The sequence below is a fragment of the Pandoraea anhela genome, from assembly GCF_902459655.1.
Taxonomy (GTDB): Bacteria; Pseudomonadota; Gammaproteobacteria; order Burkholderiales; family Burkholderiaceae; genus Pandoraea; species Pandoraea anhela.
The window spans coordinates 431,896-446,542 of sequence record NZ_CABPSB010000003.1 but is presented as its reverse complement, the minus strand read 5'-3'; the positions used below and the strand labels follow the sequence as shown (position 1 = coordinate 446,542).

At 62.4% G+C, this 14,647-nt stretch carries 15 protein-coding genes and 2 tRNA genes; 5 read left to right on the top strand and 12 right to left on the bottom strand.

Going from position 1 to position 14,647, the window contains the following annotated elements; translation table 11 throughout:
* Positions 1-142: 142 nt before the first annotated feature.
* The 6 genes from PAN31108_RS07270 to gloB form a co-directional block, all read right to left on the bottom strand.
* The gene (locus tag PAN31108_RS07270; protein WP_174994882.1) at positions 143-2,083 is read right to left on the bottom strand and encodes an ABC transporter ATP-binding protein; all 1,941 of its coding nucleotides are present in this window, start codon (positions 2,081-2,083) and stop codon (positions 143-145) included.
* On the bottom strand, positions 2,080-3,870 hold the full coding sequence (locus tag PAN31108_RS07265; protein WP_150668195.1) for an asparagine synthase-related protein: 1,791 nt from the start codon (positions 3,868-3,870) through the stop codon (positions 2,080-2,082). The genes PAN31108_RS07270 and PAN31108_RS07265 overlap by 4 nt, the downstream gene beginning before the upstream one ends.
* A 103-nt stretch (positions 3,871-3,973) precedes the next feature.
* On the bottom strand, positions 3,974-4,714 hold the full coding sequence (locus tag PAN31108_RS07260; RefSeq protein ID WP_174994881.1) for a lasso peptide biosynthesis B2 protein: 741 nt from the start codon (positions 4,712-4,714) through the stop codon (positions 3,974-3,976).
* Between the two features lie 13 nt (positions 4,715-4,727).
* Positions 4,728-4,910 (bottom strand): hypothetical protein, encoded by a 183-nt coding sequence (locus tag PAN31108_RS07255; protein WP_150668193.1) that lies wholly within the window; start codon positions 4,908-4,910, stop codon positions 4,728-4,730.
* A 294-nt stretch (positions 4,911-5,204) separates the two neighbouring features.
* Positions 5,205-6,890, bottom strand: a complete 1,686-nt coding sequence (locus tag PAN31108_RS07250; protein WP_150668192.1) for a transglycosylase SLT domain-containing protein — start codon at positions 6,888-6,890, stop codon at positions 5,205-5,207.
* A gap of 359 nt (positions 6,891-7,249) precedes the next feature.
* Positions 7,250-8,089, bottom strand: a complete 840-nt coding sequence (gene gloB, locus PAN31108_RS07245; RefSeq protein ID WP_150668191.1) for a hydroxyacylglutathione hydrolase — start codon at positions 8,087-8,089, stop codon at positions 7,250-7,252.
* 14 nt (positions 8,090-8,103) lie between these two features.
* On the opposite strand from gloB, the gene PAN31108_RS07240 reads away from it, so the two are divergent.
* The 4 genes from PAN31108_RS07240 (at position 8,104) to PAN31108_RS07225 (ending at position 10,716) form a co-directional block, all read left to right on the top strand.
* Complete coding sequence (locus tag PAN31108_RS07240; RefSeq protein WP_150668190.1) at positions 8,104-8,964, top strand: methyltransferase domain-containing protein; 861 nt, start codon at positions 8,104-8,106, stop codon at positions 8,962-8,964.
* Positions 8,965-8,975: 11 nt separating this feature from the next.
* Entirely contained in the window at positions 8,976-9,422 is a 447-nt protein-coding gene (gene rnhA, locus PAN31108_RS07235) for a ribonuclease HI (RefSeq protein ID WP_150668189.1), read from the top strand.
* Between the two features lie 212 nt (positions 9,423-9,634).
* Entirely contained in the window at positions 9,635-10,375 is a 741-nt protein-coding gene (gene dnaQ, locus PAN31108_RS07230) for a DNA polymerase III subunit epsilon (RefSeq protein WP_150668188.1), read from the top strand.
* A 266-nt stretch (positions 10,376-10,641) separates the two neighbouring features.
* Positions 10,642-10,716: transfer RNA gene (locus tag PAN31108_RS07225), tRNA-Val, on the top strand.
* 217 nt (positions 10,717-10,933) lie between these two features.
* Here the strand turns inward: PAN31108_RS07225 and PAN31108_RS07220 are convergent.
* The 4 genes from PAN31108_RS07220 to PAN31108_RS07205 all read right to left on the bottom strand — a co-directional run bounded on the left by PAN31108_RS07220 (position 10,934) and on the right by PAN31108_RS07205 (position 12,683).
* A tRNA-OTHER gene (locus PAN31108_RS07220) sits at positions 10,934-11,037 on the bottom strand.
* Between the two features lie 7 nt (positions 11,038-11,044).
* Positions 11,045-11,674, bottom strand: coding sequence for a hypothetical protein (locus PAN31108_RS07215; RefSeq protein WP_150668187.1), 630 nt, complete (start codon positions 11,672-11,674; stop codon positions 11,045-11,047).
* Between the two features lie 7 nt (positions 11,675-11,681).
* Positions 11,682-11,948, bottom strand: coding sequence for a hypothetical protein (locus PAN31108_RS07210; RefSeq protein WP_150668186.1), 267 nt, complete (start codon positions 11,946-11,948; stop codon positions 11,682-11,684).
* Positions 11,949-12,440: 492 nt separating this feature from the next.
* The gene (locus tag PAN31108_RS07205; RefSeq protein ID WP_150668185.1) at positions 12,441-12,683 is read right to left on the bottom strand and encodes a helix-turn-helix domain-containing protein; all 243 of its coding nucleotides are present in this window, start codon (positions 12,681-12,683) and stop codon (positions 12,441-12,443) included.
* A 146-nt stretch (positions 12,684-12,829) separates the two neighbouring features.
* On the opposite strand from PAN31108_RS07205, the gene PAN31108_RS07200 reads away from it, so the two are divergent.
* A complete protein-coding gene (locus PAN31108_RS07200) occupies positions 12,830-13,300 on the top strand; it encodes a hypothetical protein (RefSeq protein ID WP_150668184.1) in 471 nt (156 codons plus the stop codon).
* A gap of 584 nt (positions 13,301-13,884) precedes the next feature.
* Here PAN31108_RS07200 and PAN31108_RS07195 read toward each other — a convergent pair.
* Both PAN31108_RS07195 and PAN31108_RS07190 read right to left on the bottom strand, forming a co-directional pair.
* On the bottom strand, positions 13,885-14,079 hold the full coding sequence (locus PAN31108_RS07195) for a hypothetical protein (RefSeq protein ID WP_150668183.1): 195 nt from the start codon (positions 14,077-14,079) through the stop codon (positions 13,885-13,887).
* Positions 14,076-14,588, bottom strand: coding sequence for a hypothetical protein (locus PAN31108_RS07190; RefSeq protein WP_150668182.1), 513 nt, complete (start codon positions 14,586-14,588; stop codon positions 14,076-14,078). The genes PAN31108_RS07195 and PAN31108_RS07190 overlap by 4 nt, the downstream gene beginning before the upstream one ends.
* Positions 14,589-14,647 lie beyond the last annotated feature (59 nt).

Here is a 14,647-nt window from a genome sequence, read left to right as displayed (position 1 = left end):
TATTTGCATTCAGTGTGCGCGTTGACGCTTACGGAAGGCTTACCGGACGCCCCGCGCAATCCCCCAAACGCTAGGGGATTACGCTGAGATTGCAAGGAGATTTGCGCCAGATCAAGGGAATTGCACGGACATGCTGAAGCGTTCAGACGAGGTCCGCAATGGGCGAGCGGGACTCGGACGACGAATCGACCTGCTCGGCTTGCTGCGCATGCCACATGCGTGCGTAGAGCCCGCCGTGGCGCAACAGCGTCACATGATCGCCGGTCTCCACGATGCGCCCGGCATCCATGACCACGATGCGATCCGCATGCCGGATGGCTGCGAGCCGATGTGCCACCACGACACACGTCGCGCCTGCGCGCTCGCCGGCGAGGCGATCGAGGATGCGCGCCTCGGTGAGTGCGTCGAGCGCCGCCGTCGGCTCGTCGAGCAACAGCAACGGCGGGCGGCCCCACAGCGCACGCGCGATGTTGACGCGCTGGCGCTCGCCGCCCGACAAACCCGCCACCGATGCCGTGTGCGGCACTTCGGCCAGCGCCGTCACTCGCAGAAATTCGGCCTGCACCGGGCCGTCCTCACGCGGCACCTCCGCGCCGAGGCCGGCACGATAGGCGACGTTGTCGAAAAGCGGCCGATCGAAAAGCCGGCCGTCCTGCGTGACGAAGCCGGTGACACGCCGCATCGCATCGGCCTGGTCGCGGCACAGCGGGCGGGCGTCGACATATACCGCCCCGCGAGAAGGCAATACCATCCCGGCGATCAGCCGCAACAACGTCGACTTGCCTGCCCCGGAGGGGCCGACGAGCGCCACATATTCGCCCGCGCCGATGCGCAGGCGCACGTCGGACACGATCGCCCGGGCGTCGCTCGTCGTCACGCTCACACCGTCGAGTTCGATGCAAGGCGCAGCGCTTGCGAACGGCCGCTGCGCGGCCGACGTCTGTTCGCAGCGCTTGTTATCCTCGGCGTACTGGTTGCCCAGGTTGCCCAGGTCGCCCTCGTTGCCTCTATTGCTCCTGTCGCGCCTGTCGCCGTCCACCAACGCCGCAGCGCAACGCCCTGTAGCGCCCCTTTGCGGGTCTTCTGCGAAGCGCACCGAGACGGCATCGCGCAGATGCTCGTCGACACTGACCAGCGCTCTTGCGACCTGCGAGACCAACGCGCCGAGCATCGCGGCGGGCAACGCGAACTGAAGCAGATAGGCGTTGACCTGCACCAGCGTGCCCACCGGCTCGGCCCCGCGGGAAACATCGCTCACGGCGAGTAACGTCATCGCCGAGACGCCCGCCGCCATGATCGCCATCTGCAAGGCGCTCGTCAGTTGCGCCGTAGTCGCCGTGGCCAGCGCCGCCTCATAGCGTGTACGCAATCGCTGCGCCAGACGCCCGACTTCCGCCGGTTCCTGCGCAAACGTCTTGACGCACTCCAATTGGCTCAGCGTGTCGGCAAGCGCGCCGGTCGTCGCCCGGGACACGTCGTTCGCCTGCGACTCGCGACGCGTGACTCGCGCCAGCGACGGCCGCAGCGTCAGCACATAGGCAAGCACCGTCGCCCCGAGAATCACGCCGTACAGCACCCCGAAGTTGAGCATCAGGATAACGCCCGTCGCCACGACCTGGACCGCCAGCGGCAATAGTCCGAACACCAGTCCCGTGACGATGACGGGCAGCGCGACCTCCACGCGGAACAGGCAATCGAGCACCTGTCCGGCGTTGACCTCTCGTGCGCGATGTGCCGGCAGTTCGATCAGACGCGTGAGATATCCGAGGCCGGTGCGACGTCGCAGGTCTTCCATCACCCGCTGGATGAGCAGGTCCTTGCCGCGCTCCCCGATAGCCGCGCCGGACCACAGCAAGACGTACCCCATGGCGAGCGGCATCGCGAGCGTACCCGGACGCGCTCCCGCCAGCGCATCGACCGCCAGGCCCAGCACCCACGGCGCGACGAGCCGCAACGAAAGCATGAGCACCGCCGCAAAGGTGGCTGTCACAAGCCACCGCCGATGGCGCGACGACGCCGTTTCCCGCGCCCAAAGCGTACGCAATACGAAGCACAGGGCCTGCCAGCCGGCGCGTCGGGTCATGCGGCCACCTCCGCGCTCGCGCCGTGTCGCCAACCGCGCACGAACATCTCGACAGCGTACAGACGGCGAATCGTCGTCATCGATTCGAGATGGTGGTGCGCCATCCGGCCGATGGCGCGGCGGCACGCGTCCCGGTCGATCCAGCCCGACGCCGCACAATACCCTTCCAGACACACCGCTTCCACGTGCGACAAATTGGCCGCCACGCCCGCCCCCAGAATGCCGGTCATCATCCCCTTGTCGCGCCGCCAGAGATTCGGCAGACCGCTGGCGAGATAGGCCGCGCGGCGCAGCGGCAGGCGGTTGTGCATCGCGTTGAAGAGTCGGTACGTCGGCATGGCGAAGCCCGCCTCCACAATGGGCTGCGTGAGGAACGGGAACACCGTGCCGCCGTCGGAGAGCGCGGGATGCACCTCGATGTCGCGAAGATTGCCGAGCGTGCCGAGTACCTGCGCCCGCTTGCCGGGACGCATCCGAAGCGGCCAGTGCTTCAACCACGCCTGCGCGAGCGGTTCGGTGCGCAGCCATAGCCCGCCGTCGGACACACCGCCCGCATACGCCGCCGCCGTGAGGAGCCCATCACGCGGCGCGGCCAACGGATTCGCCCGGCGCTGACACAGTTGTGCGAACGCGCCCCGGGCGACCCACAGCAGCGGCAGGCGCTGCATCATCGCGAGATCGCGCCACGCGCCGAAGGCTCGCCGCCACTGGCCATCGGCGAAGGCGTCGAGAAATGCGCCATCGGGCGGGGGCGCGAGGAAGATGGCGTCGCCGCCGTGACCGTTGACCACGCGATGGTCGCGATACGGCGACAGGCGCTCGCGCACGGCAGCGAGTTGGGCGAGCATGCACAGATGCATCGCGGGACGCGGCAAACGCGGGATCGCGGCTGGCGCACAGAACGCCGGGCATTCGATGTCGAAACGCTCGAACGCCATGCGCACATGCCGTGCGACCTGCCGGGCGTGGTGCGACTCGTCGCTCGACGGCGACGCCGGATCGCGGTGGTTCACGGCAGTGCAATGCCCGGCCACCCCCGATTGGGCGAGCGCGAGCGCCAGCGATGTCGATTCGACACCGCCCGACAATTCCAGCACCGCGCGGCGATCGCCAAGACAGCGTTCCGTGGAACGTCGCAACAAGCCGAGCAAACCCGTACCGGACGTCATCTCCTGCACGTCGCGCTCGCCGCCCTCCGGTCGCCACGAGGGCCACCAGACGATGCGCGTCTTCGGCGCGCCGCGCTCCGGAATCCACAACGCATGGCCGAGCGGCAGACGCTCCACGTCGTACAGCGCGCACTGCACGCCACCGACATCGCCGTACACGAGAAAGGACTTGAGCGCCTCGCTGTCGAACGACGGATCGTCGCCGGTGAGTGCCGCCGGATCGGCGGCGACATGAACGGCGCCGTCGCGACAAAAGCGGTAGTAAGTCGGACAGTGACCGCAGGGATCGCACAGCACGAGCGTCGCACCGCTCCAGCGGTCGTGCACGATGATCCGGTAATGTCCCCAATAGCGCTCGACGAAACGCTCGGGCGACTCTAGCGCCAGACGCGCGAGTTCCAGTCCCAGAGACACTTCGCGACCATCGTCCTTGCGAAACACGCGACCGCTCACGTACCACGCAAGCAGTTCGCTCTGGTCGCTGACATGACGACGATCGCCGTGGCCTTCCGGACGAATCCTGGCGGCGGGCTGGCCGTCCAGCCCGCGCAATACGACAGCGCCGGGCAGCGGCACATGACGCTCGGCCGGTCCTGGTCTCAGGCGGGCAAGTTTCATGACGGGCTCCGTGTGAGTGGGGGCCTGGGTTGAGAAATGCGACACGCATTTGCGACCGCCCGCCTCCGCTTCACGATGAACGGTGGACGGCGCAGGCGTGCGCTCAGGCGGGCGTCTCGTAAATGACGGCCAACTGCTCCCGACGGCGCGGATCGTCACCGATCACCCGCCCCTGGGCTTCGGCCCACGCGTGGGCATAGAACGGTTGCCGCTGCACGCCCACGACCAGTTGAACCCGCAGGCCATCATGGGCACACCACATCGCCAATGCCGCATACCACGGCAGGCACGGCGTGCATTGCGGATAGAGCAAGGCGGCGCGGTGCATGGCCGCAACGTACGGTGCATAGTCGCCCGGCAACCCGTAATGCGTGTGGCGTGTCTGCTGCGCGTGATTCACCCGGTCGATGACGCCGGCCATGCGCGCTTTACGGGTGATGCGCTGGGCTTGCCAGAGCCAATAGCCCGCGCGCGCTACGTCGCGTTTGCGCACATCGATGCCCAGATCGCCGGGCATGATCAGCCACGCATCGAAGCCGAGGCGCGGTGTCATGTCGTGCGTCGCATACCGGGGGTCCGGCGTATCGCGCGGACCTGGCGCGAGCAGGCCTTGCGCGTCGAATACGTCCTGCATCGCCGGCAACGTCCCGGAGACGACTTGCGGCTCATGGCGCCATCCGATCAGCCGGCGCAGCGCTTGCGAATGCGCATAGGACAAATTGAAGTAACGATCGTGAGCAAGCTTGAGCACGACGACATGGGCGTCGATACCGACAACGTGAACATCGGACGCCAGATGACGGAAAACCGGCGCGTCCGCACACGCGCCGGTTCCGATTCGCATCGAATCTGCCACGTCAGGCATGACCTCCGGTCAGCGGCGGCAGCGTCGGGATGCAAACCGGCTTGAAGCACAGCGGCAGCACGGTGATGCCTTCGGCGTCATTGCCGAGCACACCGCGCGTGGCATGCGTGGCATCCACCGAGGCGAGTACGTCGAGTTCGGTCACTTCTTTCACGGCTCCCATTTCCTTCTTCATTTAGGACTCCTTCTTGAGTGAATACGAACGGAATCGTCCGCGTCTTCATCATAGGAAACGCGCGTCGATGCATTTATGGGAATTTTCCGAAGCAGCACGTGAACCGCGTGCAGGGACGTGCGGGTCGCCAGGCAGCGATCGGGCGCGCCTGCCTCGCCAAGAAAAAAGCGCCCATGAGGATCAACCTCACGGGCGCTTTACAGTTTCAGCAGTTTCGGCGGTTTCACCGGTTCCAGCAGTTTTTGTGGCTTTTGCGGTATCCGATCGGGGCCGGTCTACGGTCCCTGCCGACGCTTATCGCTGAGCCGTCTTGGTGACCTTCGTGGCGGGCTTGGCCGCCGCCTTGGCGACCGTCTTCGCGGGCGCCTTGGCCGGTGCCTTCGACGCCACCTTGGCAGCCGGGGCCGACTTGCTCGCCGCCGTCCTGGTCGTCTTGGCCGGGCTGGCGGCCGGGCGTTGGTCAACCACACGAATCATCTTGCCGTTCTTGCCACGCACCAGCCGCGTGCGCGGCGCTTCGCCGTCACTCTTGGCGGCGGCCGGTTCCGGCGCCGAGGCAGCCTGCACGCGAGCGGCGTCCTTGACCGGCACGTGCAGCACCAGCAGTTGGCCAGACGTCAGCGAGTCGCGACGCAGACGATTCCAGCTCTTGATCTGCGCAACGCTCACACCGCTACGGGCGGCCACACTCGCAAGCGTGTCGCGATTGCGTGCCCGCACCATCACCTTGCGCGTATCGGGCAGGTCCGGCTCCAGCGCCAGCACGGCGTTGGTCGCGACCGAGGCGCTGATGTCCTGATCGATATCGTCCGAGCGCGGCACGAGCAGCGTCGACCCCGCCTTCAGACGCATACGCGGCGCGATGTTGTTGACCGAGCGGATGACGGCGGCGTCCACACCGAGCTTGCGCGCCACGTCTTCCGGACGCTCACGCGAGGACGACGTGTAAGTCGTCCAGCTCGACAGCGGCTTGTCGTAGCTCTTCAGACGGCGCTGGAACACTTCGGCACTGTCGAACGGCAGCAGGATCTGCGTCTGCGCAGCACCCAGAATCACGGGCTTGCGGAACGACGGGTTGAGCGCGCGGAATTCGTCGAGCGGCAGATCGGCCAGCTTGGCGGCCAGCGCCACGTCGATATCGCGCTTCGTGGTCACGCTCACGAAATACGGGTGATTCGGAATCTCCGGCAGCTTCACGCTGTAGATCTCCGGATGCGCGATGATGTTCTTGATCGCCTGGAGCTTCGGCACGTAGTACCGGGTCTCCGTGGGCATGCGCAGGCTCAGGTAATCGGTCGGCAGACCCTGTGCCTGATTGCGGTCGATGGCACGCTGCACGTTGCCTTCGCCCCAGTTGTAAGCGGCCAGCGCGAGATGCCAGTCACCGAACATCGCATAGAGCTTCGAGAGGTAATCGAGCGCTGCGGTGGTGGAGGCGAGCACGTCGCGGCGCTCGTCCTGAAACATGTTCTGCTTGAGGTTGTATGTCTTACCGGTGCTCGGAATGAACTGCCACATGCCGGCGGCCTTGGCCGTCGAGAGCGCCTGCGGGTTGTACGCGCTTTCCACGAACGGCAGCAACGCAAGCTCCGTCGGCATATGACGGCGCTCGAGTTCCTCGACGATATGGAAAAGATACTTCTCGGAACGCTGAATCATGCGCTCGACATACTCGGGGCGCTGCGCATACCACTGCGTGCGGTCCTGCGCGAGATCGGTATCGAGGTCGGGAATGGAGAAACCGTGGCGGATGCGTGACCAGAGGTCGGCGTCGTCGCTGCCGTAAGCCAGATCGTTGATCGAATCGTTGTCGAGGTCGATGGGCTGGTCGCTGGAGACGCGCTGCTTGCCTTTTGCGGTCGAAGCGACAGGCGACTTGCTCTGTGCATCGGGCGAGGCATTCGATGCACCTGTGGTCGGCGCTGTGCTGGCACACGCTGCCAATAGCAGCGTCAGGAGCAAGCTAACGATAAGTCGCATTGATCGGGCTCGATTTGGGTTACATCTTCATGAAATTGGCAAGGATGGTAAGGAAACCCTTCAGATGCGTCAACCATTCTGCCTAATTTTTTCGCAAAATTTACGGCAAAAAGCCCCAAAAATAGGGGATATCCCTGAGGAGAATTTCACAAAATGTGGTCGCAGCGACACGCGTTTTTGACAGGCTTTACGGCGCGCTTTCCATATACGATGCCATCGACATGACATCGAAATTTCACATCGAAGGCGATTTTTCGGGGCTGAGCAGGTGACGATGATTATGTCAACGGCCGCGTTGCGCCGGGGCGCATCGCACGTCGCGCTGTTGACAGTGTGACGCGCTCGCGGCTAGCGACGACTTATCGGAAGCTGTCTTTCCAGCCACGTACGGTGGCGAAGACCGCCTCACGCGAGAGTGACGCTTGGTCGGCATGCGCTTCGGCGGACGCGATCACTGCCGGTGCATCGCTACGCAGGAAGGGGTTCGTTGCGCGTTCCTGAGCAAGCGTCGTGGGGAGCGTCGGGCGTCCGGCAGCGCGCAACGCGCTCGCTTCCTGATGCCAGGCATTGAGCGCCTGATTGTCAGGATCCACGGCGAGCGCGAAGCGAATGTTCGACAGCGTGTATTCGTGGGCGCAGTGCACGAGCGTGGCCGGGGGCAATGCGGCGAGGGTGTCGAGCGAGGCGAGCATTTGCGCCGGCGTGCCTTCGAAAAGGCGGCCGCAGCCGCAGGAGAACAACGTGTCGCCACAGAACAGCCGCGGTGCGCCCGCCGCGCCTGCCCTGAGGAAGTAGGCAATGTGTCCCGCCGTGTGACCTGGAACATCGATTACCTGAAGCGTCATGGACGGCGCTTCGATGTGGACCGTCTCGCCACCGTTGTGCGGATGATCGACACAGGCGATCGCCTCGTGCGCGGAACCGTGTACCGGAACCGCGAAACGCTCGCGCAGCGTATCGACGCCGCCGATGTGGTCCGTATGCTTATGCGTGACGAGAATGGCGCGTAGCGTAAGGCCACGGGACTCGAGGTAGGCAAGCACCGGAGCGGCGTCGCCCGGGTCGACGACCACGGCATCTTTGCCATCGTCGACGACCCAGAGATAATTATCCTGGAACGCAGGGACGGGAAAAACGGTCAGTGTTCCGGCAGACGGCGTGCCCGTCTGCTGACTCACCGCATCTGCGTGCGCATCCATATATACTCGCCACCATGTCAGAACGTCCAATTATAGACTGGCCCGTCTGGCTCGTCTCACCGCCAGGCCGCTACGCGCTCGCATGGGAACAGGCCCTTTTCGACCAATGGGTCGGGGATCTGTTCGGCTATCACGCGTTGCAGCTGGGTCGTCCCGAGCTGGATACGCTGCGCGAAAACCGCATGCCTTACCGGGGCCTCATTCTTCCTGCTGCGCGTGGTCCGGAAGCCCCGCCGCTCATGACCAAGGCGGCCAGCGATACGACCGCCGGCACCGCGCCGGGCATTGCCGGCGCGAGCGAGATGGTCGCCCGCGACATTCTCGTGAGCCGCTTCGACGAACTGCCGATCGCCACGGCCAGCACAGACCTCGTGGTGCTGCCGCACGTGCTTGAGTTCGCGGAGAACCCGCACGACATTCTGCGCGAGGTCGAGCGCATTCTCGTGCCGGAAGGTCAGGTCATCATCACCGGCTTCAACAACCTGAGCCTGTGGGGCGCGCGCGAGGAATTGGGGCGGCTCGCCGGCGCGCCGTTCCTGCCGCCGGGAGCGGACCTGATCGCCTTCACCCGTCTGAAGGACTGGCTCAAGCTGCTGTCGTTCGACATCGATCGCGGTCGCTTCGGGTGCTATCGCCCGCCCCTGCGCGGCGACCACTGGTTGCAACGCTTCGAGTTCATGGAACCCGCCGGAGACCGCTGGTGGCCCATCTTCGGCGCGCTTTACGCGGTGCGTGCGGTCAAGCGTGTGAAAGGCATGCGCTTGGTGGGCAAGGTCCGCAAGCGTATACTCGGCCTCCAGCCGGCGGCGGCACCGGTGGCCACACCGAACACCACGCGCCGCCAGGTGGCGCAGGCGCCCGATGCGTCCGATTGATTGTTTGAGAGATGACCTTGCCGCAAGTTGAGATCTATACCGACGGAGCCTGCAAAGGCAACCCCGGCCCCGGCGGCTGGGGCGCCCTGCTCGTCGCGGGCAAACACCGCAAGGAAATGTTCGGCGGCGAACCCAACACCACGAACAACCGCATGGAACTGCTGGCGGTCATTCGCGCGCTCGAAGCCCTGAACAAACCGTGCCATGTCGTGCTGCACACCGATTCGCAGTATGTCCAGAAGGGCATCAGCGAGTGGATTCACGGGTGGAAAGCCCGAGGCTGGAAGACCGCCGCCAAGGCGCCGGTAAAGAATGCCGACCTCTGGCAGACGCTCGATGCCGTCTCGCAAAAGCACGACATCGACTGGCGTTGGGTGAAGGGTCACGCGGGTCACGACGGCAACGAGGCTGCCGACCAGTTGGCCAATCGCGGCGTGGAGAGTCTGCGCCGTGGCTGATACGGGAGTGAGGCGGCGTCGTAACGAGCGTTGCAACCTCCTTATCTTTATCTGTCAGTCTCACACACGGCACCGGCGGCGATGGCCGTCATCTCAGCCCTCACCGCCCCAATAGAGCTAAAACAGAGCCAAAGCAGAGCTAACCGCGCGTTGCGTGAGGCCCATCCCCCGCAGCGCGCAAATTCCGAAAGCATCGACCCAGAGCGAACCTCATGCGACAACTGATCCTCGATACCGAAACGACCGGCCTGAACCCGAAGACGGGCGACCGTCTGCTGGAAATCGGTTGCGTCGAACTGGTCAATCGCCGCCTGACCGGCAATAACCTGCACTTCTATATCAACCCGGAACGCGACAGCGATCCGGGCGCACTGGCGGTGCATGGCCTGACGACCGAGTTCCTCTCCGACAAGCCCAAGTTCGCCGAAATCGCGGAGCAGTTGCGCGAGTACTGCCGAGGCGCGGAGATCATCATTCACAACGCGGCGTTCGATCTGGGCTTTCTCGATATGGAGTTCGGCCGCCTCGGCTGGCCGCCGTTCATGCAGCATTGTTCGGGGCTGATCGACACGCTGCTGCGCGCGCGCGAGATGTTCCCGGGGCGGCGCAACTCACTCGATGCGCTGTGCGAACGCCTCGGCGTGAACAACGCGCACCGCACGCTGCACGGCGCGTTGCTCGATGCGGAACTGCTCGCCGACGTTTATCTGGCGATGACGCGCGGTCAGGAAAGCCTTGTGATTGACGAGGGGGAGAGCGATGCAGGTAACGACGGCGTGCCGCGCGAGAAGATCTCGCTGCGCCAGTTCGATCTGCCCGTCATCCTCGCCGCCGCTGAAGAAGTCGAACAGCACGACGGCGTGCTCAACGGCATCGACAAAGGCATCAAGGGGACGTGTGTATGGCGCAGGGAGCCCGCCCCGCCCGAAGGCGAAGCCGCACCCGCTGCGTGATTGTCGAGCGAACGCCGGGGGCTTTGCGAAAATTTCGCACCAAGCCCTTCCCAAACGAAGAAAACGTCCCTATAATCGCTGTCTTTGCTGCTTGCGAGTCATCGCAAGAAACGGCGTGAAGTGATCGAGAGATATCGTCACGGCGGCAGCAAAATAGAACAAAAGAAAAGTTGCAGACTTCTGCGAAAACAGTTAAAGTTCTGCTCCTGATTGCGAAAGAAAAACTTCAGCAATCGACACTAAATCATTGATTTAGTTAATGATTTGGGTGGTTAGCTCAGCGGTAGAGCACTGCCTTCACACGGCAGGGGTCACAGGTTCAATCCCTGTACCACCCACCAGATTCTCTGGTGAGTTTTCCCAGAAAAAAGAACGGCTTAGGTTTAACGACCTAGGCCGTTTTTATTTTATGCGGACCAATTCCTAGCTGCGCCGCGAGACTGCGCGAGTCCTATGCGCGTCCTGCGGTTCCGGCGAATTCTGCTTGGTTTAGGTCCAGGCAGGATTGCTTGGACGCCGCTATTCTACCCTGCCAGGCTCGATAAGCATGAGTTGGGGGGGCAGCGGTGGGACTTGAACCCACGCCCTCCCGGCCCACACCAAGGAATGCACACTCCTGGGTATGTCGACAGCCGGGCGCTCTATCCACTGAGCTACGCTGCGCATTCGTTACTCAACCTCCTCCTCCTCAAGGTCAGTCGCGCCGATCTCTATAGCGCGCTGGAACAGTGCGTCATAGGTCACTTTCTGAATCCAGCCTTTCGCGTGCAATTTCCTTGACACGTGGTAAGGGTTAAACATGAGAATGAATTGACATGGGCCTGCAGCGCCTTCCTTAACATCTATAAAGCCGAGGTCCGCGAGCACTTTTAGATGTTGACGCCACGTAGTGATATTCCGCTCGCCAACGTACCCAGCCTCTCTAGCCGCCGAAGCCTCAACCTCGATTTTCACGAGCCCCTCATCAAAAACCCGACTCCACAACACGAGATACGTCCTCCCAGCCGGAACTGATTTTCCAGAAGCAACCTGCTTTGACGCGGCGTCGATAATTTCGATGAATAGCGGCAGCGTGCGGGGGATGGTGGTGAAGCCCGCCTTCCCGTGCCGAATCCAGAGTTCATCCTCGGTCACGTTCGGCCAATGGTGCTTACGTAGTGCGAGAGTGCCCTTCTGCACCTTCTTCAACCGCACCTTCGCTTGCTTGACATTTGGGGTCAAATTATCTGGCAGCGTAGTAGCGGCTGGCTTGCGCCCTTTCAAGCCGGTCTTTTTGGCCACTGATTTCAGAGTTGCCATGGCCACCTCAACATTCGGTTTGAGATTGCTCGTAACCCGCGTCGGTCAGCGCGATACTGCCCAACCCCGAAACCCCTCCCGCCTTATGAGTCAACAATTGCTCCTGAGCAGCCCAAGCCAACACCTGCTGCAGTTCGTCCGACTTCGTGATGCCGATCTTCACCGCCCTAAGCCACACGGTCTTCACCGGCACGTTTTGATTCGGGCCAACGTTCATACTGGCCAGGTCGGAAAGGACCGCCTTCCAGATTGCCTGCTTTCGGGTGTCGTTCATAGCCGCCTCTCCTATTTGAGTGAGTGATGCCCTGATGTGAATTCTACATAAATTACTTAAAAATCAAATACTTACGTTTCTTCAACTCGAATTCACGTTGCAATTCCTGCCACAATTGCTCACGTCAATTTCAATATATACCGCCCACTCAGGTGTTGAGTTGTTGAATTTGCCGTGCGCGAGCGTCCGGAATGGCCCTAGATTCGGGGAATTCAAGAAAATATGCGGTGCTCGCTGTACTCAATGTGCTCGCAGCGTACTCACCTGTACTCGGGGTGCTCTTGGGAATGCAAAGGGGCCCGCTTCCCGCTCGGCACTTCGCGGCCCTCTTTAGTTGGCTCGCTACACGAAGCGAAATGGAGAAATGCTCTGGACTGCCCCTACCGCCATCTGACCGGCTGCCAGTGAGCAAATCGACGTGACCGGCCCCCGCTCAATTTTGACCTCCCCTTGCGCGCCAGAAGGGTCATTCAGCGAGGGAAAGCGGAGACGTTAAGCCCCCGCCGCCTCCAGCGCCTTAATGGCCGCGTCCGGCTCAGCACCGCACGCGCGGCACCAATCCAAATACAGCAAAACGTCGATGTAACGCTCTCCGCGCTCGATCTTAGACAGATACGATTGCCCAAGCGACATACGCTCCGCCAATTCGACTTGGGTGAGTCCTGCGGCTTTGCGCAGGTCTTTTAGATGCGCCTGAAGCGCTTGGTAACGAGGATGGTGAATGGACGGAGGCATCGCGCCATGCTCTTCGCAACACCAAAATAGTCCACCTAGGCCTATTTACGGTAATATCCGAGTTGACCTTGCTCAGCGCGCTCAACTTCAGGCCTAGGCCGACGGGGGTCCGCAGCTACGCATCTAACCGGGGATCGTTGCAGAAGATGAATAGGAATTGGAATTCCACGGCCGCGTGCGCCGTGCTCGTTGCGGCTTCGCTGACCGCAAACGCCGCCCCTATCGCGGATAGCGGCCTTACGACAGATGACGCGGTGGCTGCCATGCCAGCGGGCGACAACGGATTCGTCATCCTCACGGATGTTCCTTGTACAGACCAGCGGCTAAAGGATGAAGTCGGGCAACCGTCTTATGTCGCAGTCAGCAAGGGATGGCTCAATACAAAAAGAACAGTGAAGGGTTGCTATGTCTTCAAGCCGCCAGAAGCGGGCAGTGATCCGAACGGCTCGATAATCGTTCAGTGGGCGACAGGCGATTTTGATAACACGATCAAAGATTCGAACCTCGATTGGTCTCCGTACGGTAAGAGGCTGGCGCTTGCCGACCGGATGCGCTTAACCCTCATCCTGCAACCAACCGGATCAACCACGCCAGCGCAAGGCCCCCAGGCAAAGTGAGAAACAAGCTCATGCTGAAGACTATTATTGCAGCCGTAATGGCCGCGACTTCCTTTGCCGCGAACGCGAAGCAACTCGACGTTCAGATTTGTGACCGAATCGCCCGCAACGCAGATTATGCCGCGAGGGCCGGCATCGCTGGCGCGCCCTTGAATCAGGGACCGTGGGGCGATGGTGCGGATAACGATCCCGTAGTGGCAGCGGCACGGCACCGCGCCCTAGAGTTTTCATGGGTTCACAACGCCCCCGGAACCGTCGCGCTCCAACGGGTCGTTCCGGAATGCAGCAACTCGGTCGATAGGATCATCCGTGCTCGCCGGGGCTGGTAATTCTGGTAACTGCCCGGTTTAGGCGGTCGCCGCGTGTGTAGGCGTGGGAATCTTGGCAAGAAGGACGCGGGCAAGACTGGGCGCGCCCGGACGGACACGATATAAAGCGAGAATCGCCGCGCGGCTGAACGGTCGGTCGCTAGCTCGACCAGCGCCAATGTCCGTTTCGGCTCGAAAATAAGCCCGCTAGGCCGTTCGGCGCGTAGCGGGCCGGAGTTACCGGACTGGGGCGCGCCTAGCCGCCCTACGCCCGATTTAGCGCGTTTTGCACGGCGCGGACAACGCCCGCAACTCGCGCCTAGCCGCTGCGCGTATGGACTTGTTGCCGTTGGGGTATCGCGCCATCTCTTCGAGCAAAGCTATCGCCTTCTCCCTACTCCAGATTTTGTCGTGCTGACCGCCTTGCCACAGCCGGTCGAACTCTTCTCGCGTCATCATAGTTTCGCTCATGCTGCGGCCTCGCTGAAGTCGTGACATTTGATCCTAGCGAGCGCCTTTAGCGACAAGTCATATGGCAAATCCTTTGCCGCCCGCTCACAGAAGTCGCCATACTCCGCGACGGAGCCTGCTACGCCGCCCAGCACGCCGCCCTTGCTGATACGGTCCTCGTGATATTTACGCGACCGTGACGGCAACAGCCCGATGTCGATGAGGTAGTCGATGATAGACAAGAAAGCCCACACACGCTCGTCCCGCTGCGGCTTTGCGGCGATTGCCAGTTGCCAAAGGCCGCTGACCTGATCCCCTTGTACGCTAGTGGAGAACGTGATCGCAAACTGAAAAACCAGCCATCCATTCGGCAGCTTGAACGTGCCGCTGAGCATCGCGAGCTTTCCGTCAAGGTTGGTCACGCTCGATATAAGCTGGACGTTGTCGAAGCAGGGTTTGAGATTCGGAATCGTGTTGATGGCACGGCACAGTTTGGCGAAGAGAAAAGTCTCCGCGATTTTTTTATTCATGATTTATCAATACTAGAATTTCTATCAAGTTGCCGCGCTCTTCCAGCAGCGCGGCAACA